The sequence below is a fragment of the Bradyrhizobium campsiandrae genome (assembly GCF_014529705.1).
Classification (GTDB): domain Bacteria; phylum Pseudomonadota; class Alphaproteobacteria; order Rhizobiales; family Xanthobacteraceae; genus Bradyrhizobium; species Bradyrhizobium campsiandrae.
Genome location: NZ_JAANIH010000004.1, coordinates 181,400 through 205,347, shown reverse-complemented (window position 1 = coordinate 205,347; position 23,948 = coordinate 181,400). Strand labels below are relative to the sequence as shown.

The window sequence follows — 23,948 nt, the reverse complement described above, 5'->3', positions numbered from 1 at the left end:
CTCCAACGTCGCGGGGCGCTTGCCGGGGCGATCCCGGCGGCGGCAACCTCGCCTCTCGGCAGACGAAAATCAAGCGCTACAAAGGCTTGAGCTGCCTTGCGCAAGTTAAAGCTAAATCGCAGCGACTTGAAGTCCGGCTTTGGTCAGCTCGCCCGGATCGTCAGCTAGATTGTCACTTGCGTTCCAACCTCGACCACGCGGCCGGAGGGGATCTGGAAATAATCGGTGGCGTCGTTGGCCGAGCGGCTGAGCGAGATGAAGAGCCGGTCCTGCCAGCGCGGCATGCCGGAATGGGCGGCGGGCTTGAGCGCCCTGCGCGACAGGAAGAACGAGGTCGACATGATGTCGAACTGCCAGCCGAGCTTGCGGGCGATGGCGAGCGCCTTCGGCACGTTGGGCGATTCCATGAAGCCAAATTTCAGCGTCACCTTGGAGAAGGTCGGGCTGATCGCCTCCAGCTTCACGCGCTCGGCCGGATCGATGCGCGGGGTCTGCGCGGTCTCAATGGTCAGAATGACATTCTTTTCGTGCAGCACTTTGTAGTGTTTCAGACTATGCATCAGCGCGGTCGGCGCGCTGAGCGGGTCCGAGGTCAGGAACACGGCGGTGCCGGGCACCCGCTGCGGCGGCCGCTTCTCCAGCATCGCCACGAGGTCGGCCAGCGGGAATTCGAGCTTGCGCGATTTCTCGAACAGGAGCCGGCTGCCGCGCCGCCACGTGTACATCAGGATGATCATGAGCGCGCCGAGCGCCAGCGGCACCCAGCCCCCCTCGAACACCTTGAGCAAATTGGCGGCGAGGAACGTCAGGTCGAGGAACAGGAAGGGCGCGATCAGGGCGGCCGCGGCGAACGGCGACCATCGCCACACCTTCCAGATCACGACGAAGCCCATCATCGCCGTCACCACCATGGTGCCGGTGACGGAGATGCCGTAGGCCGAGGCCAGCGCGCTGGAGGAGCGGAACAACAGCACCAGCAACACCACCGCGACCAGCAGCAACTGGTTGATGCGCGGGATGAAGATCTGGCCGGAATGGGCTTCCGACGTATGGCGAATTTCGAAGCGCGGCAAAAGGCCGAGCTGGATCGCCTGGCGCGTCAGCGAGTAAGCGCCGGTGATGACGGCCTGGCTGGCAATCACGGTGGCGGCGGTGGCAAGCACGACCATGCCGCCGCGGGCCCAGCCTTGCGGAAACAGCTGGAAGAACGGGCTCTCGATCGCAGCAGGCTCGCCGAGCACGAGCGCTCCCTGCCCCAGATAGTTCAGCGCCAGCGAGGGCAGCACGATGAACAGCCAGGCCGTCTGGATCGGCCGCTTGCCGAAATGGCCGAGGTCGGCGTAGAGCGCCTCGGCACCGGTGACGGCCAGGAACACCGCGCCCAGCGTCACGAAGCCGATGATGCCGTGGTGGAGCATGAAAGACACCGCATAGAGCGGATTCAGCGCGAGCAGCACCTGCGGCTGCTGGATGATCGGATGGATCGCGACCACCGCCAGCACCGCGAACCAGACGCACATGATCGGGCCGAAGAAGGCGGCAACCCGGGCGGTGCCGCGGGATTGGACGGCGAACAGGACGACCAGGATCACGACGGTCAGCGGCACGATGTAAGGCTCGAACGTCAGCGTGACGTCCTTCATGCCTTCGATCGCCGACAGCACCGAGAGCGCGGGCGTGATCACCGCATCGCCATAGAACAGCGCGCCGGAAATGATTCCGAGCAGGACGATGGTCGCCCCGCCGGTGCCGACCGCGCGCTGAGCCAGCGCCATCAGGGCCAGCGTGCCGCCCTCGCCGTTGTTGTCGGCGCGCAGCAGGATCACGACGTATTTGAGCGTCACCACGACGATGAGCGCCCACAAGATCAGGGAGACCACGCCGAGGATGGCCGCCGTCGTCGGTACTCCCTCGGCGCCTGACGCCGCGGTTACCGCTTCGCGGAACGCATAGAGCGGGCTGGTGCCGATATCGCCATAGACCACGCCAATGCTGCCGAGCGTCAACGCACCGAAACCGGCCGTGGTGTGAGCGTCGCCATGCCCATTGGCCGCCGCCGTTTCCGGGGCGGGAACTGCTACGTCGCTTGTCATGGGAGAGCCTGGTGGCCTCTAAAAAATGCTTCACTGCACAAGGGCGGAAGAGCGCGGGCTTATAGGCCTGCGCTGCCGGCATAGCCTAGCGCGATTTTGGGCCCACACCATGCAAAATTCGCATGGGTCCGCCAATTGCGTTCAAATGGTGACTTGTGTGCCGACTTCAACCACCCGCCCGGTTGGAATCTGGAAATAGTCGGTGGCGTCGTTGGCGGACCGGCTGAGCGCGATGAACAGATGGTCCTGCCAAAGCGGCATTCCCGACTGCGCCGACGCCTTCAGCGAGCGCCGCGACACGAAGAACGAGGTCGACATGATGTCGAACTGCCAGCCTTGCTTGCGCGCGATCGCGAGCGCCTTGGGCACATTCGGCTGCTCCATGAAACCGAAACGCAGGCGGACTTTGAAGAATTTCTCGCTGATCTTCTCCATCCTGAACCGTTCGGACAAATCGACGCGCGGCGTATGGGCGGTTTCGATGGTCAGGATCACATTGTGCTCGTGCAGCACGTTGTTGTGCTTGAGATTGTGCAACAGCGCGGTCGGCACGAAGGCGGGGTCGCTGGTCAGGAACACCGCCGTGCCCTTGACGATATGGGGCGGACGCTTCTCCAGGCTGCGGATCAGATCGTCCAGCGGCACCTCGATCCGGCGCGTCTTCTGGATCAGGATTCCGGAGCCGCGCCGCCAGGTCCAGATCGTCGCCGCCATCGCCGCGCCGAACAGCAGCGGCACCCAGGCACCTTCGAGCAACTTCAATAAATTGGCGCTGAAGAAGGTCATGTCGACCATCACGAAGGGCAGGATCACGACGGCAGCGGTCGCGGCCTTCCAGTTCCACAGTTTCCAGATCACCACAAAACCCATGATGCCGTCGGCGACCATCGTGGTGGAGACCGCGATGCCGTAGGCTGAAGCCAGATTGCTGGGCGTGTGGAACAACAGCACCAGCAGCATCACCCCGATCAACAGCAGCCGATTGACGCGCGGCAAATAGATCTGGCCGGCATGGGTCTCGGAGGTGTAGCGCACCTCGAAGCGCGGCAGGAGGCCGAGCTGCACCGCCTGATAAACCAGGGAATAGGCGCCTGTGATCACCGCCTGGCTGGCGATCACGGTGGCCGCAGTGGCAAGCCCGACCAACGGCAGCACCAGATGCTCGGGCACCATGCGATAGAAGGAGTGCTCGATCGCGCTCGGATCGGACAGCACCAGCGCGCCCTGCCCGAAATAATTGATCAGCAGCGATGGCAGCACGAAGAACATCCAGGCCGACTGGATCGGCTTGCGGCCGAAATGGCCGAGATCGGCATAGAGCGCCTCGCCGCCGGTAACGGCGAGAAAGACCGCACCCAACGTCACCAGGCCGATCGTGCCGTGCGACAGCAGGAATTGCAGCGCGTAATAAGGATTGATCGCGGCCAGCACGGACGGGTCGTCAGCGATGTGAATGAGGCCAAGGACGGCCAGACAACCGAACCAGATCACCATCACCGGCCCGAAGGCCGAGGCCACCAGCGCGGTCCCCTTGCTCTGGACCGCGAACAGCAGCACCAGGATCAGCACCGTCAGCGGCACGACGTAATGCTCGAACGCCGGCGTCGCGAGCTTGAGGCCGTCAACAGCGGACAGCACCGAGATCGCCGGGGTGATCATGGAATCGCCGATGAACATGGAGGCGCCGACCACGCCGAGTGCGAGCAGGAACCAGCTTCGCCGCCCCAGCGCGCGCTGGCCGAGCGCCATCAGAGAGAGCGTGCCACCCTCCCCGTTATTATCGGCGCGCAGCAGCAGCAGAACATATTTGGCGGTGACGACGATCAACAGCGCCCACAGGATCAGCGACAGCACGCCGAGCACCATGATCCGCGTGACCGGCTCACCATGAGCCGCGCCCCTGACCGCCTCGTGGAATGCATAAAGTGGCGAGGTCCCGATGTCGCCGAACACGACACCGATGCTCCCAAGCGTGAGAGACCAAAAGCCCGATGTGACCGGCCCTTCCTGGGTCTCGGTCTGTGTGATGCTCGCCGTCATGAGGGTGGAGAACGCTTCGTCCCTGGAATTGATCCGGCGCCTTTTGACGCTTCCGTCCCGAGTGTCAATCGGATCACCACCATAGCAGGCGCAGCGGCGGATGCTGTGACGGCCCAGCCACGTTCATCGCCATCGCGCGCAACGGTCTTAGGTAAAATGGTAGCGCAAGAGACTTAGGGTTTCAAGTTCGGCGGCAGCGGCGGATCTTCGCGCATCAGCGTGATGGTCACGCGGCGGTTCGCGGCGAGCGACGGATCATCCGGGAACAGCGGCTGGGTATCCGCCTTGCCGGAAACGGAAAAGATGTGCGACGGGGGCAGCCCCTCGCGCTCGAGAATCTGGCGCACCGCGTTGGCGCGGTCGGCCGACAGATCGAAGGCGCCGTAATCGCTCCGCGTCGGCACGAAGCCGGCCGCGGTGTGGCCGGTGATGGAGACACGCAAGGGCGTCGCCTTGAGCGGGACTGCAAGTTTCTCGATCAGGCGGCGGGTGCGGTCGTAGGGCACCTTGGAGCCGTCTGCGAACATCGAGCGGCCGTCCTGGTCGACGATCTCGAGATTGAGTCCCTGCTTGGTCTCCTCGAACATGATGTGCTTGGACATCTCGGTCAGTTCCGGCATGTCCTGCAACGCCTGGCGCAGCGAGGCCGCGGCGAGCGCAAAATTGCGGTCGATCTTCAGCTTCGCACCCGAGGTGCGGTCGCGATCCTCCTGGTCCGGCGTCGGCGTGTTGGAGGCGTCTTCAGGCTCGATGTGATCGACGTTCTTCAGCCGCGGACGGGTCGGCAGGCCGTCCGATTCGACGATGCCGGCATAGCGTGCCTCGCTCTGGACACCGAAAGCGTCGCGCATGGAGCCGGCGACGACCTTCAGCTTGTTGGCATCCTGGGTCGAGAACGCGACGAGCATCACGAAGAAGCTCATCATCAGGCCCATCAGGTCGGCGAAGGTCACGAACCAGCCGTGACCGCCTCCGTGAGCATCGCCGCGCTTCTTCTTGGCCATCTCTCAATATCCGGACCAGGCGGCGTTAGGCCGGAACCGGCTCGCCTTCGGCGTGGCGATGCTTCTCCGGCAGGTAGGCGAGCAGCATTTCGCGCACGAGCGTCGGGCTCTTGGAGTCGCGGATCATCAGGATGCCGTCGATGATCAGCGTGCGGTTGGTCTCCTCGTCGAGCAGCTTGCCATGCAGCTTGTCGGCGATCGGCAGACAGAACAGGTTGGCCACAAGCGCGCCGTAAAGCGTGGCGAGCAGCGCGGTCGCCATGAACGGGCCGAGCTTGGACGGGTCGGTCATGTTCGCGAACATCTGCACCATGCCGATCAGGGTGCCGATCATGCCGAACGCCGGGGCGCAGTCGCCGATGGCCCGGTAGATCTTGCTGCCCTCGTCGAGATGCATGAGGAAATTGTCGCGGTCGCGCTCGAGATTGTCGCGGATGAAGTCGAGGTCGTAACCGTCGGCGACGTAGCGGATGCCCTTGGCCAGGAACGGCTCGTCGGTCTCGACCTTTTCCAGGCCGACCGGGCCCTGCTTGCGGGCGATCTCCGCGATGCGGGCGAGCTCGTCGACGAGATCGTGGGCCGACAGGCGGCTCATGGTGAAGGCGAATTTGGCGCCGAGTGGGAGGCCGTGCAGCAGCGCGCTGAGCGGAAAGCGGATCATGGTGGCGGAGATCGAGCCGCCGAAGATGATGATCATCGCATGTTCGGAGACGAACATGTGGAGGTCGCCACCCATGAGGACCATCGTCACGATGACGATGATGCCCGCCGTGAGCCCGACGCTCGTCATGATATCCATGGGAGACTCCAACGCGTACGCTACAACGGCCGTCCTGGCCGCTGGCGCGGCCCAACCCCGAACCGCATCGCAGACCCTAGAACGCCGCCCTTAAAGCCGCGTAAAGGTTAAGTTCCGCCGGTGCGATGGAGCGGCGCAGCCCACCGAACGGACGGCCGCTTTGCCGTCCTGCGACATGAATCTCAACGCTTTGCTAACCATAAAGGGGGCGCGTCAGGACGATAGTCTCGTCAGCTCCAGGGTGAGCTGCGCAAGCGCCGGCAGACCGTCCGTAGGCCAGCATTCAACGGCCGCATGATCGCCGGCGAAGCGAACCTCGAAAGATTTTGTCAAAGGTCCAGTGATGCGGTAGCCTTTGAGTAAGTGGCAAGCGCTGCCGAAGCGACCGTCAGAAGCAGCGCGTCGGCATGCAATTCTTCTCAGATTTTCTTGAACGAAATCATCGCTGGATCGCGTCGCGGTCCGATATAGGCCGCAGGTCCCGCCCGACGTTGCAACAAGATAGTGGGGCAAGACATGCATCGACGTGCTTTTCTCAAGTCCGCGACGCAGGCGGGGGTGTTGGCCGCGACCGCCGGATTTTCCGCTCCGGCGCTTTCGCAACGGGCGGCCGCGCGAACCGTTCGGCTGGTGCCGCATGCCGATCTCGCCAACTTCGATCCGATCTGGAGTTCTGCTTATATCGCGCGCAATGCCGGATTGCTGGTGTGGGATACGCTTTACGGCGTCGACGCGAACTTCCAGGTCCAGCGTCAGATGGTCGATGCCGAGGAGGTGTCGGCGGATGGTCTGACATGGACATTCCGGTTGCGCCCCGGCCTGAAGTTTCATGACGGCGAGCCGGTCTTGGCAAAAGATGCAGTTGCGAGCGTCCGCCGCTGGGCGGCACGCGATCCGCTCGGCCAGATGATCAAGGCCGTCGAGAACGAACTCGTTGCCGTCGATGACCTGACCTTTCGCTGGACCCTGAAGAAACCGTATCCGAAGATGCTGCTGGCGCTCGGCAAGATTAGCACGCCGTGCTGCTTCATCATGCCGGCGCGCATCGCTGCCACCGACCCCTTCAAGCAGATCTCCGAATATGTCGGAAGTGGCCCGATGCGTTTCGCCCAGAGCGAGTGGCGGCCAGGGGCCCTGTCGGTTTTCGAGAAATTCCCAGACTACGTCGCACGCCGGGAAGACCCATCGTGGCTTGCCGGCGGCAAGCGGATATCGGCCGAGCGAATCGAATGGATTGTCATGCCTGACGCCATGACGGCCGCGGCGGCCTTGCAAAAAGGGGAAATCGATTGGTGGGAGCTGCCGCTCCCGGATCTGGTCCCAACCCTGCGCAAGAACCGTGACGTGATCGTCGACATTCAGGATCCGTTTGGAAATATCGGCGTCCTGTCCGTCAATCACCTCTTCCCGCCGTTCAATGACGTCCGCGCGCGGCGCGCTCTCCTGATGGCCATAAGTCAAGAAGAATATATGCAGGCCTATGTCGGCAATGACGCCAGCATGTGGAAGCCGCTCCCGGGCTATCTGTCGCATGGGTCGTCGCTGTACAACGAGGAAGGTGGCAACGTTCTGAAGGGCCCGCGTCAGTTCGACGCCGCGAAGAAGCTGTTGGCAGAGAGCGGCTACACCGGCGAACCGGTCGTCTGCATGGCAGCGCAGGACCTCCCGCACCACAAGGCGTGGGGCGACGTCACCGTCGATCTCTTGAAGAGGCTCGGCATGACAGTCGACTACGCCGCGGTCGATTGGGGCACCGTGATCGCCCGGCGGGCGCAGAAAAAAGCGCCGGGCCAAGGCGGCTGGCACATCTATCACACCTCACTTTACGGCGTCGATTGTGTCACGCCGACATCCACGTTCCTGCACGCCGACGGCAAGCTGGTCGTGAATGGCTGGGCCAACAGCCCTCCCGTCGAGACGGAAATCAATGCCTGGTTCGATGCGACGAGCAAGGACGCCGAGTTCGCCGCGGCACGCAGGCTGAACAAGGCGGCGCTTGACCACGTCGTCTATGCGCCGCTGGGCTGGTATCTGCGTCACTTTGCCTGGCGACGAAGCCTCGCGGGCGTGAAGGCAGGACCGCTGCCTCTGTTCTGGGACGTGAGCAAGACGGTGTGACGGCAACGCGCGATGGCGATTCAACCCAATCCCATCGCGCTTTAGGACGACAAACCCGTCAGTTCCTCGCTGAGTGCACGGAGGCGCCGGCGCGCATCGACATTATAGGCTTGCGGATTGGCGCGCGCTTCGTTCAGGCCGTTGAAGAACAGGCCGCTCTTGCCGGCGATGTCGTCGCCTTCGACGAGGTGCAGGATCGCCGCCCCGCCCTGCTCGACGGTCGAGATCGGGGTGATGCCGCCGGCACGCACCATGGTGGTGTTCATGTAGGTCGCCGGATGCAGCGCGTTCACGGTGACGCCGGCGCCCTTCAATTCGCCCGCGAGATCGATCGTGAACATGATCTGCGACAGCTTGCTCTGCGCATAGGCGCGCGAGCCGCTATAGCCCTTGGTGATCATGACGTCGTCGAAATCGATCGGATGCTGACCGAGCGAGGCGACATTGACGATGCGCGACGGCGCGGCCGCTTTCAACAACGGCAGCAGCAAATGGACGAGCAGGAAGCCCGAGAGATAATTGACGGCAAAGCGCAGCTCATGGCCGTCGCGGCTCTCCTGCCGCTGCGGCCCGTCGTTCTGCGAACCGATGCCGGCATTGCTGACCAAGACATCGAGACGCTGATGATCCCGCATCACGGCCGCGGCGAGCTCACGCGTGCCCGCCATCGAAGACAGATCGGCCTGGTAGAAGGTCGGTGCGGCGTGGCCGGCCTTCACGATCTCGTCGATCAGGGACCTGGCGCGCGCCGCGTCGCGGCCATGGATCAGAACTTTGGTGCCTTCGGCGGCAAGGCGGCGCGCAACATAGCGCCCGACACCATCGGTCGAACCCGTGATCAGCACCGTCTTGCCGGCCATGTCCATGGATTGCTCCTGCGCTCAGTGGATCTCCGCCGAACGCTTCAGCGCCGCCTTGAGTTTCTCCAGCGAGAAATCGGGGCTGCGCGCGATCTCGAGGATCGGCGTCTCGCGGCGGCCGCAGAGCTCGGCGGCCTCGGGCAGCTTTGCCGCGACGTCGAGCGGGATGACGATGGCGCCATGCCGGTCGGCGTGGATCAGATCGTCCGACCTCACGGTCATGCCGGCAACGCGCACCTCGCCGCCAAAGCTCTCGGCATGCACCCAGGCATGCGATGGGCCGATCGAGCCGGCGAGCGCCTGGAAGCCAGGGGCCCATTGCGGGATGTCGCGGATCGAGCCGTCGGTGACGACCCCGAGGCAGCCGAGCGCCTTGTGCACATTGCTCTGCACCTCGCCCCAAAACGCGCCGTAGCCGACGTCGGGGCCGTCGATGTCCTGGATCACCGAGATGCGCGGGCCATGGCCGGTGCCGACATATTCGTAATATTCGATGCGGCGCTTCGATTGCTCCTCAGGCGGAAGTGAGGACTTCAGCACCGAGCGGATCGCAACCGTGCGGGCGTAGCCGACGATCGGTGGCAGATCCGGGAACGGGCAAACCAGCTGCTTGGTGGTGTAGCCGATCAGGCGGCGCTCCGGCGCCACGATCTCCATGGCATTGCAGATCGTCGGCGTATCATAGCGGCCCAGCGCTTCGAGGACGGAAGCGGGCAGCGGCCCGGTCGCGGAATTGGTCACAGCGTTCTCTCCCAGATTGGCGGCCGCTCTTGGCGCGGGGCCGCCGACACTGGCGATATAGCCGAGATCGGGCCTCAGCCCAACCGAGGCGGTCTCATGGCAGATATCCGCGAGCGATCGCTCAGTGCAGCCGTCCGGGCCGGTCGTCGTCATGCGGCGGCTCCGACAGGCTCGCCATGGTCGGCGCCGATGGCGGCGACGAAACCTCGCCACCCGCAGGCGCCGCGGCCGCGGTCGCGCGCGCCTGATCGCGATAGGATTTGTAGCCGAGCGGCAAGGCGAGGAGATACAGCACCGTGCCGATCGACAGCACGTACCAGGGATAGCTGATCAACAGCGCAATGAAGAAAATCACCGCGACGAACGCCGGCAACACCAGCTCGGGCGGCACCCGCATGCGCATGCTCTTGCCTGAGAACACCGGCAGGCGCGACACCATCAGGAAGGCGATCAGCAGCGTGTAGCCGGCCGTCAGCGCCGCAGGCCAACGCCCCAGATCCAGGAACGCCGCATAGATCGGCAACATCACGGTGATGGCGCCGGCCGGTGCCGGCACGCCGGTGAAGAAATTGGCGGCGAAGGCGGGCTTGTTCGGATCATCCAGCGTGGCGTTGAAGCGCGCGAGCCGCAGGCACATCGAGATCGCAAACACCATCGCGGCGATCCAGCCCGCATTGCCGAGCTCGTGCAGCTGCCAGAAGTACAGCATCAGGCCGGGGGCGACGCCGAAATTGACGAAGTCGGCGAGACTGTCGAGCTCGGCGCCGAACTTCGACTGGCCCTTGATCAGGCGCGCCACGCGGCCGTCGATGCCGTCGAGCGCGGCCGCGAACACGATCGCGTAGACCGCGAGCGTCATCCGGCCCTCGATCGACAGCCGGATCGCGGTCAGGCCGGCGCAGATCGCCAGCAGCGTGATGACGTTGGGCACCAGCATCCGCACCGGGATCGGGCGGAACCGGCGACGGCGGATGTCCGGATCTCTGTCGTCATAGGGCGTCATTGGCTCGTCCTCACCTCTGGGCGAGATATAGCAAGCCACCTTCCCCTCCGCCATTGCGGCGGAAGGCCCCCACCACGGGCTTTTGGTTAATTGGCGCGGTAGGTGCGGCCGGGGTCGTCGCCGGTGAGATCGGCCAGAATGGTCTCGCCGGCGATCGCGGTCTGCCCTTCCGAGACCAGTGCCTTGGTCCCGATGGGCAGATAGACGTCGAGCCGCGAGCCGAAACGGATCAGGCCGAACCGCTCGCCGGCGCCGATCGCCTGCCCCTCCTTGACGAAGCAGACGATGCGCTTGGCGATGAGGCCCGCGATCTGGATCACGCCGATGCGGCCCTGCGGCGTCGAGATGACCAGCGAATTGCGCTCATTGTCCTCGCTCGCCTTGTCGAGCTCGGCATTGATGAACAGGCCGGGCCGATAGGCAATGCGGTCGACCCTGCCCGCCACGGGCGCACGGTTCACATGACAGTTGAACACGCTCATGAACACCGAGATGCGCGGCAGCGGCCGGTCGCCGAGGCCGAGCTCGGCCGGCGGCAGCGCCATGGTGATCATGGAGACGCGACCGTCGGCGGGTGACACCACGAGCCCGTCGCGCACCGGCGTCACGCGCACGGGGTCGCGGAAGAACAGCGCGCACCATACGGTCAGGATGGTACCGATCCATCCGAGCGGCGACCACAGCCAGAACAGGAGCAGGCTGACCAGCGCAAAGCCGCCAATGAAGGGATAACCTTCCTTGTGGATCGGCGGGATCTGACGCTGGATCGAATCGAGAATGGACATCGTTATCTGCCGCTCAGGGGGTGATGGCGCGGGTCGTCTCGCGCACCGGGGTTCTTTAGGCCAGAGTTGGGACCGGAGACAAGCTTACTCCGCGGCCGCCTGCGCCGTGAGGGCGTCCTCGACCGGCGGCGGCTCCCGATTGGGCGCATCGCTCGAATCGGCCATCCGGGCCAGCTTCTCGCGCGCGGCCTCGGCCTCACGCTGCCTGTTCCACATGCTGGCATAGAGACCGCCCTGTGCGAGCAGGCTGGCATGGGTGCCGCGCTCGGCGATGCGGCCCTGGTCGAGCACGATGATCTCGTCGGCGCCGACGATGGTCGAGAGTCGGTGCGCGATCACCAGCGAGGTGCGGTTCTTCGCCACGCGATCGAGCGCGCCCTGGATCTCGTGCTCGGTGTGGGTGTCGAGCGCCGAGGTCGCTTCGTCAAGCACCAGGATCGGCGGCGCCTTCAACACCGTGCGCGCGATCGCAACGCGCTGCTTCTCGCCGCCGGACAGTTTCAGGCCGCGCTCGCCGACCTGGGTCTCATAGCCCATCGGCGCCATGCGGATGAAAGGATCGATCTGCGCCAGCCGCGCCGCTTCCTCGACCTCGGCATCGGTCGCGTCCCAGCGGCCATAGCGGATGTTGTAGCGGATCGTGTCGTTGAACAGCACCGTGTCCTGCGGCACCATGCCGATGGAGGCGCGCAAGGAGGCCTGCGTGACCTCGCGAATGTCCTGGCCGTCGATCAGGATCCTGCCGCCCGAAATATCGTAGAGGCGAAACAAGAGCCGCGAGATCGTCGACTTGCCCGCACCTGAGGGGCCGACGATCGCGACCGTCTTGCCGGCCGGCACTTCGAAGCTGATGCCCTTGAGGATCGGCCGCGTCGGTTCATAGGCAAAACGCACATCCTCGAAGCGTACCGTGCCGGCGGAAACCGCGAGCGGCGGCGCGCCAGGCGCGTCCTTGATCTCGGCCTCGCGGCTGATCACATTGAACATCTTCTCGATGTCGATGATCGCCTGCTTGATCTCGCGATAGACCATGCCCATGAAATTCAGGGGCTGGTAGAGCTGGATCATCATGGCATTGACCAGCACGAAATCGCCGACCGTATTGGTGCCCTTGCGCACGCCGATCGCGCACATCAGCATGGTCGCGGTCAGGCCCAGCGTGAAGATCATCGCCTGGCCGGTGTTGAGCACGGCGAGCGAGGTGTAGGTCTGGATGCTCGCCTCTTCGTAGCGCGCCACCGACTTGTCGTAGCGCTGCGCCTCGCGGGCCTCGGCGCCGAAATATTTGACGGTCTCGTAATTGAGCAACGAGTCGATCGCCTTGGTGTTCGCCTCGGTGTCGGAATCGTTCATCTTGCGGCGGATGCCGATCCGCCACTCGGTCGCGATGTAAGTGTAATACATGTAGACCGTGACGGTGATCAGCGTCGCCACGACGTAGCGCCAGTCGAACTGCCAGAGCAGCACGGCCATCAGCAGCGAGACCTCGACGATGGTCGGGATCAGTTGCAGGATCACCATGCGCACGATCACCTCGATACCGGACCGACCGCGCTCGAGCACGCGCGTCAGGCCGCCGGTCTTGCGTTCGAGGTGAAAACGCAGCGAGAGCTCGTGCATATGGATGAAAGTGATGTTCGCGAGCTTGCGCACCGCGTGCATGGCGACGCGGGCAAAGATACCGTCGCGCCATTGCGTCAGCACCGCCATGACGATGCGCATGACGCCGTAGCTGGCGGTCAGGAGCAGCGGCGATGCGACCACCCAGAGATGCCAGTTTCCGGCCGCGACCGGCGCGGTGTTGGCGCCGGTCAGCGCATCGGTCGCCCATTTGAAGCTGAACGGTACGGTCAGCGTGATCAGCTTGGCTGCGAGCAACAGCACGATCGACCAGACCACCCGCATCTTCAGGTCGAAGCGGTCGCTTGGCCAGATATAGGGCCACAGATGCGCCAGCGTGCCCATCAGGGTCGCCCGCTCAAGCGGTCCAGCCGCCGAAGCAGGAACGTCGGGGCTGTCGGGCGATTGAGGTTGATCCATCAAGAAAGCCTAAAGCCCACCGGATGCGGGCGCGGTGCGATTAATGATTTGCGCCCTCCATATAGAGACTTCCCGATGCCAACGCACCCCGCCAGATGGCGAATCCTCGATTGTTTGTCGCCATTTACCGGTAGATTTCCAGGTAGTCCGAATCACCCGAGGGGCTTGACGCCCCTTCGCTGCAATGCATCATGACAGCAATGAGCACCATTAAAACCGTCTGTGTCTATTGCGGCTCCGGCCCTGGAACCAATCCCCGCTTCACCGAAGGCGCCAAGGCGTTCGGCAAGGCGCTCGCCGAGAACAACATTCGCCTCGTCTATGGCGGCGGCTCGCTCGGCCTGATGGGCTCGGTCGCGACCTCCGTGTTGGACCACGGCGGCAGCGTCACCGGCATCATCCCCGAATTCCTGCGCAAGCGCGAGAACGCGCTGACCCGCGTGCAGGAGATGATCGTCACGCCCGACATGCACGAGCGCAAGCGGCTGATGTTCGAGCGCTCCGACGCCTTCGTGGCGCTGCCGGGCGGCGTCGGCACGCTGGAGGAGCTGGTCGAGCAATTGACCTGGAAGCAGCTCGGCCGCCACGCCAAGCCGGTGCTGCTCGCCAATATCGATGATTTCTGGGAGCCGCTGTTCTCGCTGTTGTCGCATATGCGCCAGACCGAGTTCATCCGCGCCGGCCTTTCGGTCGACATCCTCAAGGCCGATCGCGTCGAGGACATCCTGCCGAAGCTGAAATCGGCAGCGGCCCAGATCGCCGAGGCGGAAAAGCAGATGGCGCCGGACGTGGCGCGCAAGCTGTAACGCGCCCTACTCGCTTGGAAACGTCACCGCCTCGATCCGGTTGCCATCGGGATCGACGACGAAGGCGGCGTAGTAGCGCACGCGGTCGTGCGGGCGAATTCCCGGCGCACCATCGGAGGCGCCGCCGCTCGCAACCGCAGCGGCATGAAACGCGTCGACCTCGCCGGTGGTTTTCGCCCGCAGGCAGATGTGCACGCCGCTCTCAGGCGGGACGGGCGGCATGGCCTCGCGCAGATTGATCCAGAATTCGGGATAGGCCTTGCCGAATCCGACCGTGCGCGGCCGCGTGACGAGGCGCGTGAGTCCGAGGGCGGCGAGCGTCGCCTCATAGAACTTCGCGGCGCGTTCGAGATCGCTGACGCCGACGGAGATGTGGTCGATCATGGCCTGCCCCTTCCTCCTCGTCCCTCACGCCGGCGCGCCCGACTTCACGAGCTTGTAGATCACCGAATCCATCAGCGCCTGGAACGAGGCATCGATGATGTTCGGGGACACACCCACCGTGGTCCAGCGATCGCCGTTCTCGTCCTCGCTTTCGATCAAGACGCGCGTGACCGCGCCGGTGCCGCCATTGAGGATACGGACGCGGTAGTCGATCAGCGTCAGGCCCTCGATGTATTTCTGGTACTTGCCGAGATCCTTGCGCAAGGCAACGTCGAGCGCGTTGACGGGACCGTTACCTTCGGCCGCCGAGATCAGATGCTCGCCGGCGACGTCGACCTTGACCACCGCCAGCGCCACGGTGACGCGTTCGCCGAGCGCGTTGTAGCGCTGCTCGACATTGACGTCGAACTGCTCGACCTCGAAATAATGCGGCACCTTGCCGAGCGTGCGGCGCGCCAGCAGATCGAACGAGGCGTTGGCGGATTCGTAGGCGTAGCCTTGCGCCTCGCGTTCCTTCAATTCCTCGACGAGACGCGTCAGCTTCGGATCGCTCTTCTCGTAAGGAATGCCGGCGCGGTCGAGCTCGGCGATGACGTTGGAGCGGCCGGCCTGATCCGACACCAGCACCTTGCGGTGATTGCCGACCAATTCAGGCAGGACGTGCTCGTAGGTCTGCGGATCCTTCATCACCGCGGAGGCGTGAATGCCGGTCTTGGTCACGAAGGCGCTTTCGCCCACATAGGCCGCATGCCGGTTCGGCACACGGTTGAGCATGTCGTCGAGCGTGCGCGAGACCTTGACGAGGGTCGCCAGCTTCTCCGGGGTGACGGAGATCTCGAAGGCGTCCGAAAACTCCTTCTTCAATTTCAAGGTCGGGATCAGAGAGCAGAGATTGGCGTTGCCGCAGCGCTCACCGAGACCGTTCAACGTTCCCTGAATCTGCCGCGCGCCAGCGCGCACCGCGGCGAGCGAATTCGCCACCGCCTGCTCGGTATCGTTATGGGCGTGGATGCCGACGTGATCGCCCGGGATGTGCTTGATCACCTCGGTGACGATGGCTTCCACCTCGTTCGGCATGGTGCCGCCATTGGTGTCGCACAACACCACCCAGCGGGCGCCGGCCTCATAGGCCGCCTTGGCGCAGCCGAGCGCAAAGCTCGCATCCTCCTTATAACCGTCGAAAAAATGCTCGCAGTCGAGCATGACCTCGCGGCCCGCGGCCTGTGCGGCCGCGACGCTGTCGCGGATCGAGGCGAGATTTTCCTCCTTGGTCGTCTCCAGCGCGACGCGCACCTGATAGGCCGAGGACTTCGCGACGAAGCAGATCGCGTCGGCCTTGGCTTCGAGCAGACCGGCGACGCCGGGATCGTTGGAGACCGATCGCCCTGCCCGGCGCGTCATGCCGAAGGCGGTGAAGCGCGCATGGTTGAGCTTCGGCTTGCTGCCGAAGAACTCGGTGTCGAGCGGGTTGGCGCCGGGGTAGCCGCCCTCGACATAGTCGATGCCGAGATCGTCGAGCATGCTAGCGATGATCTGCTTGTCGGCCAGCGTGAAGTCGACGCCGTTGGTCTGCGCGCCGTCGCGCAGCGTGGTATCGAACAGATAGAGGCGCTCTTTACTCATTGCGGGGCTCCGAGCGTCTTCTTCATGGTGGTGTTGGCAAGCCATTCGTCGTTCATGGTGACGCTGTTGCGCTGCTGGGCCGTGTAGCCGCGCTTGGCGAAGAAGTTTTGCGCGGTATCGCTGGCATCGACTGAGAGGGACGTTGCGCCACGGCTGCCCGCCAGCTTCTCGAGCGCGTCGACCAGCATGGTCGCGATGCCCTGCCGGCTCACGGCCGGATGCACATAGAGCATGCGGATATGGTCGGTGCCACGCAGCGAGGCGAAGCCGACGGGCGAGCCGTCGAGCGTCGCGATCAGCGTCAGGTCGGATGCGAGGTGCTTGCCGAACTCCTCGGTCTCGGCCGCTTCCATCCAGGCCTCCTGCTGGGCCTCGCTGTAATCGTCGCCGGTCAGTTCCTGGATGCTGGCGGCGAAGATCGCGGCCAGCATCGGAACGTCGGCCGGGAGCAACGGCCGCAGACCGGGCTTGGGATGCGCTTGTGCCATCGTCTTCACCACATCCCATAGAGTTTCAGCGCGATCGCCACCGCGGCGCCGAGCAGCAGGATTTTCAGCGCGATGTAATAGAGCCAGTGCCGCGGAAACGGGGTGTCGGGCCGGCTCATCGCACAACCTCCCATGTCGTTCCGGCCTTGGAGTCCTTGATCGCAACGCCGATTGCGGCGAGTTGATCGCGGATGCGGTCGGACTCGGCGAAATCCTTGCGCGCCCGCGCGGCGGACCGCTCGGCGATCAGGCGTTCGACTTCCCTGGCATCGACGCCGCTCGCCTGCTGCTTGCGCGCTTCCCATTGCGCGGCGCTCTCGGAGAGGAAACCGAGCAGCCGCAACGAGCCCGCCAGGGCAGGCACGTCGCTGCCGCGCAGACCGTGCAGCGCCGCAATCGCCTGTGGCGTGTTGAGGTCGTCCAGCAGCGGTTCGATCACCGAGGCAGCCGGCTTGCCGGCCTCGATGTCGGCGGCCACCCCATACCAGTCGTCGAGCGTCTTGGCGCTCTCCTCCAGCGACTTCAGGGTCCAGTCGATCGGCGAGGTGTAATGCGTCTTCAACATATTGAGGCGCAACGCCTCACCTGGCCAGTCCTTGAGCAGCTCGTGGATGGTGATGAAATTGCCGAGGCTCTTCGACATCTTCTCGCCTTCGACCTGCAGGAAGCCGTTATGCATCCAGGTGTTCGCCATGCGCTGCTGGTGAAAGGCGCAGCAGGTCTGCGCCACCTCGTTCTCGTGATGCGGAAACACGAGATCGATGCCGCCGCCATGGATGTCGAACTGCTCGCCGAGATGCTTCCAGGCCATCGCCGAGCACTCGATGTGCCAGCCGGGACGGCCTTGCGCGGCGATGCCTGATGGCGACGGCCAGGACGGCTCTCCGGGCTTCGAGGGCTTCCACAACACGAAATCGGTGTTGTCCCGCTTGTAGGGCGCAACATCGACGCGGGCGCCGGCGATCATCTCGTCGAGCGAGCGATTGGACAGCGCGCCATAGTGCGGCAGCACGGAATTGGCTGCGTTCATCGCCTGCGGCGAGAACAGCACGTGGTCCTCGGCGACATAGGCAAAGCCGCCTTTGACGAGACGCTCGATGATCTCGCGCATCTCGCCGATATGCTCGGTCGCGCGCGGCTCGACGGTCGGCCGCAAGCAGTTCAGCGCATCCACGTCGGCGTGAAACTGCTGTCCAGTCTGCTCGGTGACCTTGCGGATTGCCTCGTTCAGCGGCAAGCCGGGAAAGTCGCGCGCGGCGCGGTCGTTGATCTTGTCGTCGACGTCGGTGATGTTGCGGACATATTTGACGTGCGCCTCGCCATAGACATGGCGCAAGAGCCGAAACAGCACGTCGAACACGATCACCGGCCGCGCATTGCCGATATGGGCGAAGTCATAGACGGTCGGTCCGCAGACATACATGCGGACGTTGTTCGCATCGAGCGGCACGAAGCTGCGCTTCTCCCGGCTCAACGTATCGTAAAGGCGCAATTCCATGACAACCCATCCCTCTCGGCCGGGCGTCCAGTGCTCTCAATGTGTTTTGAGAAAAGACGGCTCCAGCCAGCGAATCGCTAGCTCGTAATCTCGCGGCAAATGATGCAGATGGCGAGGAGACCGTTCATGCCGGTCATATGGGCTATGAGGCCGCCTTCCGTCAAGAGAGCCGCGAAATGGCCGTCTTGTCTCCGCAAAGCGGCAGGGCCCCGGGGCTGGGTTCCATTCTCCTTAACCTTTTGAGTTTATTGAGATGCGCGCGATCTCCAGCCCCCTTGTGCACCCATGCGATCCCTGTTCGCGCTGATTTTCTGTGTCTCCGTCGTCGCGGCATCCGGCGCCTTCGCCGAGACCCGTGTCTTCATCATCGCCAACCCGGCCGACGGCCATGGTGCCGATCAGTGCCTGGCCAGGAGCGACAAATGCGGCGCCCAGGTCGCCCGCCTTTATTGCCAGTCACGCGACTTTGCACAGGCATCAAGTTACCGCCGGGTCGATCCCGACGAAATTACCGGCTCTGTCCCCAAATCCGGCGCAAACTGCTCCCAAGGCCATTGCGACGAATATGTCGCAATCACCTGCCAGCGCTGAATTTCCTCGGAACTGGCGGACCTTAGGACCCATCTTCGGCCCCTGAAACGACGTGACGATGCCGCAGGAAGCGGCTATTGGAGGGCGCGCGTCGGCCCCCAATCACGCCCGGCCGTGACCTCGCTAGAATGGCGGATATGCCTGAACTTTTGTCTCTGTCCCGTCCCTGCTCCCTCCTTGCCTGCACCGTGCTTCTCGGCGTCGTGCTCGTCACCGATGCCTTCGCGCAGGCCGGGCCGCCCGGACCGCCGCCTCCGCCGGCCCAGGGCGGCCTCGGACCGAACCCGATGTGCGTGCGGCTGGAGGGACAGCTCGCCGCGCTCGATCGTGGCGGAAGCAGCGACCCCGCACGTGACGAGCAGATCCGCCGCTACCAGGATTCCCAGAGCCGGCAGCAGGCCGAGCTCGACCGCGTCACCATGCAGGCCAAGCGCATGGGCTGCGATTCCTCCGGCTTCTTCTCGCTGTTCAACGGCCAGTCGGCGCAATGCGGTCCTGTCAACACGCAGATCCAGCAGATGCGCGCCAATCTGGACCAGATCACCGGCAATCTCGAGCGCCTGCGCGGCGGCGGTCCCGGTGGCGGCAGCCCCGAGCGCGACAGCCAGCGCCGCTCGGTCTTGATTGCGCTCGCGCAGAACAATTGCGGCCCGCAATACGCCAATGCCGCGCAGTCGCAAGGCGGCAACTTCCTGAGCAACCTGTTCGGTGGCGGCAACAACCCGAATAATCCGACCGGCGCGCCGCCGGCCGATTTCGGCGGCCCGCAGTCCGGCACCTATCGCACCGTGTGCGTGCGCACCTGTGACGGCGCCTATTTCCCGATCTCGTTCGCGACCGTGCCGGCGCGCTTCCCGGATGACGAGAAGACCTGCAAGGCGTTGTGCCCGGCGGCCGAAGCCGTGCTCTACGCCCATCGCAATCCCGGCGAGGACATGAACTCCGCGGTCTCCATCAGCGGCCAGCCCTACACGTCACTGCCAACCGCCTTCAAATTCCGCAGCGAGTTCAACCCGTCCTGCTCCTGCAAGGCGGCCGGCCAGAGCTGGGCCGACGCGCTGAAATCGGCCGACGACAAGGCCGCCGTCGAGCAACAGGGCGACATCATCGTCACGGAAGAGAGCGCCAAGAAGATGCAGCAGCGGCAGCTCACCAAGGGCGCACCGGCGAATGGCAAGAAGGGCGCTCCCGCTCCGACGACCGCCGCTGCACCGGCGACGCCGCCCGCAGATGCCGCTCCCACAACGTCATCGGAGAACAAGCCGATCCGCTCGGTCGGCCCACAGTTCTTGCCGCAGCAGCAGAAGTAGACATCCACACGACGGCGACTGTAGGGTGGGCAAAAGCGCGTAGCGCTGTGCCCACGTGTTAGAAGTGGTGGGCACGCTTCGCTTTGCCCACCCTACTCTATCTACTCCGCCTCATCCTTCAAACGCGTCGATCGACGCCTTGCTGCCGCGCGAGACCAGCGTCTCGTCGGGGGCCGGCAGTTTCTCGCCCCGGTCGCGGAAGCGGTTGGTGATGGGATAGCGGCGATCGCGGCCGAAATTTTTCCGCGTCACCTTCACGCCGGGCGCGGCCTGGCGGCGCTTGTATTCGGCGACGTTGAGCAGATGGTCGATCCGGGTCACCGTCTCGCGGTCGAAACCTGCCGCGATGATCTGGTCGAGCGGCTCCTCGCGTTCGACCAGCCGCTCCAGGATCGCATCGAGCACGTCGTAGGGCGGCAGTGAATCCTGATCGGTCTGGTTCTCGCGCAGCTCCGCCGTCGGCGGACGCGTGATGATGTCGGGCGGGATCACTTCGCCGGTTGGTCCGAGCGCCCCCTCGGGCTTCCATGCATTGCGCAGAGCCGCCAGCCGAAACACTTGCGTCTTGTAGATGTCCTTGATCGGATTGAAGCCGCCGTTCATGTCGCCATAGAGCGTGGCATAGCCGACCGACATCTCCGATTTGTTGCCTGTCGTCACCACCATCAGCCCGGTCTTGTTGGAAACCGCCATCAACAGCGTGCCGCGGGTGCGGGCCTGCAGGTTTTCCTCGGTGATGTCAGGCGGCAGGTTCTTGAACAGGCCGGATAGGATGGTCTCGAAGCCGGTCACGGCTTCCGCGATCGGCAACACCTCGTAGCGGATGCCGAGATGGCCGGCGAGCTCGCCGGCATCGGCAATCGAGTGCGCAGCCGTGTAGCGATAAGGCAGCATCAAGCCATGCACCTGGTCGGCGCCGAGCGCGTCGACCGCAATCGCCGCGCACAGCGCGGAGTCGATGCCGCCGGAAATGCCGAGCAGCACGCCAGGAAAGCCGTTCTTGCCGACGTAGTCGCGCAAGCCGAGCACACAGGCGGCATAGTCGGCCTTGTCGCCTTCGGGCTGCTCGGCGATCGGACCGGCGCAGCGCCAATCGCCCCCGGTCCGGACGAAGCGCAGCGTGGTGATGCTCTCCGCGAACGCCGGCAGTTGCGCCGCAAGCGAGAGATCGCCGTTGAGCGCGAACGAGGCGCCGTCGAACACGAGTTCGTCCTGGCCGCAGACCTGGTTGAGATAGACCAGCGGCAGGCCGCTTTCGGTGACGCGCGCCACCGCAACCGACAGGCGCACGTCGTTCTTGTCGCGGCCATAGGGCGAGCCGTTCGGCACCAGAAGGATCTCGGCGCCGGTTTCCGCCAGCGTCTCGACCACGTTCTCGTAGTCTTCGGACTCTTCCAGCCAGATATCCTCGCAGATCGGCACGCCGATCCGTACCCCGCGCACGGTGACGGGGCCCGCTGCCGGTCCGCGCGAAAACAGCCGCTTCTCGTCGAACACGCCGTAGTTCGGCAGATTGCACTTGAAACGCAGGGCCGCGATGCGCCCGCCGTCCAGCAGCGCGCAGGCATTGTAGAGCTTGCCGTCCTCGACCCAGGGCGTGCCGACCAGCAACGCCGGTCCACCGTCGGCAGTCTCGCGCGCGAGCGTTTCGATTGCAGCGCGACAGGCCGCATGGAAGGCCGGTTTCTGCACCAGATCCTCCGGCGGATAGCCGGCGATGAACAATTCGGGAAACAGCACGAGATCGGCGCCGTCGGCGATGGCGCGCGCGCGCGCCACGCGAACCTTCGCGGCATTGCCCTCGATATCGCCCATGGTCGGATTGAGCTGGGCGATCGTGACCGCGAAGGCATTGAGACGTTCGGTCATGGCCGCCGTCCTCGCGTTAGAGGAATCCCAATCGCTCGATGATGGCGATGATCCAGAACGCGCCAGCCATCAGCAGCGCGACCCCAACGGCGGCCGAGCCCATGTCCTTGACCCGGCCGATCTGCTTGTCGTGATCCATCGTCAGGCGGTCGGCAAGCTTCTCGATCGCAGTGTTGAGCAGCTCGACGACCAGCACGAAGGCGACCGCACACACCAGCTCGACTGCCCGCATCGCGGTCGCGGCAACGAACCATGCCACCGGCAGCGACAGGATCAGTGCAAAGACCTCCTCGCGGATAGCCTGCTCCGAACGGAACGCAAAGGCCATTCCGTTGCGGGAATTGATCGTGGCCTTCCAGATGCGCAGCAAGGTCCTAGAGCCCCGCTGCGGCCGGCATCGGCCTGACCTTGCCGGCGCGTTCCTGCTTCAACAGTTCGGCGATCAGGAAAGCCATGTCGATGGATTGCTCGGCATTGAGCCGGGGATCGCAGACCGTGTGATAGCGGTCGTTGAGATCCTCGTCGGTGATGGCGCGGGCGCCGCCGATACATTCGGTGACGTCCTGGCCGGTCATCTCGAGGTGCACGCCGCCGGCATGGGTGCCTTCCGCCGCATGGATCGTGAAGAACGACTTCACCTCGGAGAGCACGCGGTCGAACGGCCGCGTCTTGTAGCCCGTCGTGGAGGTGATGGTGTTGCCGTGCATGGGATCGCACGACCAGACCACCACCCTGCCCTCGCGCTTCACCGCGCGGATCAGGCCCGGCAGATGATCGGCGATCTTGTCGGAGCCGAAGCGGTTGATCAGGGTCAACCGGCCCGGCTCGTTGTCGGGGTTGAGCACGTCGATCAGCTTCAGCAACTCGTCGGGCTTGAGCGACGGGCCGCACTTCAGGCCGATCGGGTTCTTGATGCCGCGGAAATATTCGACATGGCCGTGATCGAGCTGGCGGGTGCGGTCGCCGATCCAGATCATGTGGCCCGAGGTCGCGTACCAGTCGCCGGTGGTGGAATCGACCCGCGTCATGGCCTGCTCGTAGCCGAGCAGCAGCGCCTCATGGCTGGTGTAGAAATCGGTGGCGCGCAGTTCCGGATGGCTCTCGAGATCGAGGCCGCAGGCGCGCATGAAGTTCAGCGCATCCGAGATGCGGTCGGCCAATTCCTTGTAGCGGCGTGATTGAGGGCTATCCTTGAGGAAGCCGAGCATCCATTCATGCACGCTGCCGAGATTGGCGTAACCGCCGGTGGCGAAGGCCCGCAGCAGGTTCAGCGTCGCGGCCGACTGGCGATAGGCCATCAGCTGGCGCTGCGGATCGGGAATGCGCGCTTCCTTGGTGAAGGCGATGTCGTTGACGATGTCGCCGCGATAGCTCGGCAACTCGACGCCACCAACCTTCTCGGTCGGCGACGAGCGCGGCTTGGCAAACTGGCCGGCGATGCGGCCGACCTTCACGACCGGCACCGCACCGGCATAGGTCAGCACCACCGCCATCTGCAGCAGCACGCGGAAGAAATCGCGGATGTTGTTGGCGCCGTGCTCGGCAAAGCTCTCGGCACAATCGCCGCCCTGGAGCAGGAAGGCCTCGCCAGCGGCGACACGGGCCAGCGCCTTCTTCAGATTGCGCGCTTCGCCGGCGAACACCAGCGGCGGAAAGGTCGCAAGCTGCGCCTCGACGTCGGCCAAGGCCTTGGCGTCGGGATATTCGGGCACCTGTAGCACCGGCTTGCTGCGCCAGGACTCGGGCGTCCACCGCTCGGACATCGCAATCTCTCCGTGAAGCAAAAAGTGCAACCTGATCTGTGGGTTGCGAGGGCCGCCTTATACACAGGCTGGCGCGACACCGCCAGTTGTAAATCCATTTCGCAATGCAAACCCTTGCAGGCAAAGCCGAATT

The 23,948-nt window shown here is 64.5% G+C and carries 19 protein-coding genes and 1 pseudogene; 4 read left to right on the top strand and 16 right to left on the bottom strand.

Translation table 11 applies throughout. From position 1 onward, the window contains the following. Positions 1-164: 164 nt before the first annotated feature. The 4 genes from G8O24_RS04895 to G8O24_RS04880 all read right to left on the bottom strand — a co-directional run bounded on the left by G8O24_RS04895 (position 165) and on the right by G8O24_RS04880 (position 5,936). Complete coding sequence (locus G8O24_RS04895) at positions 165-2,093, bottom strand: potassium transporter Kup (protein ID WP_188097000.1); 1,929 nt, start codon at positions 2,091-2,093, stop codon at positions 165-167. 141 nt (positions 2,094-2,234) lie between these two features. Beyond that, a complete protein-coding gene (locus tag G8O24_RS04890) occupies positions 2,235-4,133 on the bottom strand; it encodes a potassium transporter Kup (protein WP_188096998.1) in 1,899 nt (632 codons plus the stop codon). 173 nt (positions 4,134-4,306) lie between these two features. Beyond that, a complete protein-coding gene (locus G8O24_RS04885; RefSeq protein WP_188096996.1) occupies positions 4,307-5,137 on the bottom strand; it encodes an OmpA/MotB family protein in 831 nt (276 codons plus the stop codon). Between the two features lie 25 nt (positions 5,138-5,162). Beyond that, positions 5,163-5,936, bottom strand: a complete 774-nt coding sequence (locus tag G8O24_RS04880) for a motility protein A (RefSeq protein ID WP_188096994.1) — start codon at positions 5,934-5,936, stop codon at positions 5,163-5,165. A gap of 516 nt (positions 5,937-6,452) precedes the next feature. Between G8O24_RS04880 and G8O24_RS04875 the strand changes: the two genes are divergently transcribed. Further along, entirely contained in the window at positions 6,453-8,054 is a 1,602-nt protein-coding gene (locus G8O24_RS04875; RefSeq protein WP_188096992.1) for an ABC transporter substrate-binding protein, read from the top strand. Between the two features lie 41 nt (positions 8,055-8,095). Here G8O24_RS04875 and G8O24_RS04870 read toward each other — a convergent pair whose 3' ends face one another. The 5 genes and pseudogenes from G8O24_RS04870 to G8O24_RS04850 all read right to left on the bottom strand — a co-directional run bounded on the left by G8O24_RS04870 (position 8,096) and on the right by G8O24_RS04850 (position 13,483). Beyond that, entirely contained in the window at positions 8,096-8,920 is an 825-nt protein-coding gene (locus G8O24_RS04870; RefSeq protein ID WP_188096989.1) for an SDR family NAD(P)-dependent oxidoreductase, read from the bottom strand. A gap of 15 nt (positions 8,921-8,935) precedes the next feature. Further along, a complete protein-coding gene (locus tag G8O24_RS04865; protein ID WP_188097084.1) occupies positions 8,936-9,655 on the bottom strand; it encodes an RraA family protein in 720 nt (239 codons plus the stop codon). Positions 9,656-9,776: 121 nt separating this feature from the next. Then, positions 9,777-10,658 (bottom strand): CDP-alcohol phosphatidyltransferase family protein, encoded by an 882-nt coding sequence (locus tag G8O24_RS04860; RefSeq protein ID WP_188096988.1) that lies wholly within the window; start codon positions 10,656-10,658, stop codon positions 9,777-9,779. Between the two features lie 86 nt (positions 10,659-10,744). Beyond that, positions 10,745-11,470, bottom strand: a pseudogene (locus G8O24_RS04855) (phosphatidylserine decarboxylase); the annotation flags it as partial. A gap of 57 nt (positions 11,471-11,527) precedes the next feature. Then, the gene (locus G8O24_RS04850; protein ID WP_188096984.1) at positions 11,528-13,483 is read right to left on the bottom strand and encodes an ABCB family ABC transporter ATP-binding protein/permease; all 1,956 of its coding nucleotides are present in this window, start codon (positions 13,481-13,483) and stop codon (positions 11,528-11,530) included. A gap of 200 nt (positions 13,484-13,683) precedes the next feature. Between G8O24_RS04850 and G8O24_RS04845 the strand changes: the two genes are divergently transcribed. Further along, positions 13,684-14,289, top strand: coding sequence for an LOG family protein (locus tag G8O24_RS04845; RefSeq protein ID WP_188096982.1), 606 nt, complete (start codon positions 13,684-13,686; stop codon positions 14,287-14,289). A gap of 6 nt (positions 14,290-14,295) precedes the next feature. Here G8O24_RS04845 and G8O24_RS04840 read toward each other — a convergent pair whose 3' ends face one another. The 4 genes from G8O24_RS04840 to cysS all read right to left on the bottom strand — a co-directional run bounded on the left by G8O24_RS04840 (position 14,296) and on the right by cysS (position 18,282). Then, positions 14,296-14,673, bottom strand: a complete 378-nt coding sequence (locus tag G8O24_RS04840; RefSeq protein WP_188096980.1) for a VOC family protein — start codon at positions 14,671-14,673, stop codon at positions 14,296-14,298. A 24-nt stretch (positions 14,674-14,697) separates the two neighbouring features. Next, on the bottom strand, positions 14,698-16,296 hold the full coding sequence (cimA, locus tag G8O24_RS04835; RefSeq protein WP_188096978.1) for a citramalate synthase: 1,599 nt from the start codon (positions 16,294-16,296) through the stop codon (positions 14,698-14,700). Next, positions 16,293-16,784, bottom strand: a complete 492-nt coding sequence (locus tag G8O24_RS04830) for a GNAT family N-acetyltransferase (protein WP_188096976.1) — start codon at positions 16,782-16,784, stop codon at positions 16,293-16,295. The genes cimA and G8O24_RS04830 overlap by 4 nt, the downstream gene beginning before the upstream one ends. A gap of 115 nt (positions 16,785-16,899) precedes the next feature. Beyond that, the gene (cysS, locus tag G8O24_RS04825) at positions 16,900-18,282 is read right to left on the bottom strand and encodes a cysteine--tRNA ligase (protein ID WP_188096974.1); all 1,383 of its coding nucleotides are present in this window, start codon (positions 18,280-18,282) and stop codon (positions 16,900-16,902) included. A 285-nt stretch (positions 18,283-18,567) separates the two neighbouring features. On the opposite strand from cysS, the gene G8O24_RS04820 reads away from it, so the two are divergent. Beyond that, entirely contained in the window at positions 18,568-18,873 is a 306-nt protein-coding gene (locus G8O24_RS04820; RefSeq protein WP_188096972.1) for a hypothetical protein, read from the top strand. A 128-nt stretch (positions 18,874-19,001) separates the two neighbouring features. Further along, a complete protein-coding gene (locus tag G8O24_RS04815; RefSeq protein ID WP_188096970.1) occupies positions 19,002-20,183 on the top strand; it encodes a DUF2865 domain-containing protein in 1,182 nt (393 codons plus the stop codon). A 111-nt stretch (positions 20,184-20,294) separates the two neighbouring features. Here G8O24_RS04815 and G8O24_RS04810 read toward each other — a convergent pair whose 3' ends face one another. The 3 genes from G8O24_RS04810 to G8O24_RS04800 are packed head-to-tail and all read right to left on the bottom strand — an operon-like array spanning position 20,295 to position 23,815. Then, positions 20,295-22,052, bottom strand: coding sequence for an NAD+ synthase (locus tag G8O24_RS04810; protein WP_188096968.1), 1,758 nt, complete (start codon positions 22,050-22,052; stop codon positions 20,295-20,297). 16 nt (positions 22,053-22,068) lie between these two features. Beyond that, complete coding sequence (locus tag G8O24_RS04805; RefSeq protein WP_188096966.1) at positions 22,069-22,422, bottom strand: diacylglycerol kinase; 354 nt, start codon at positions 22,420-22,422, stop codon at positions 22,069-22,071. A gap of 4 nt (positions 22,423-22,426) precedes the next feature. After that, on the bottom strand, positions 22,427-23,815 hold the full coding sequence (locus tag G8O24_RS04800; protein ID WP_188096964.1) for a class II 3-deoxy-7-phosphoheptulonate synthase: 1,389 nt from the start codon (positions 23,813-23,815) through the stop codon (positions 22,427-22,429). Positions 23,816-23,948: the final 133 nt, after the last annotated feature.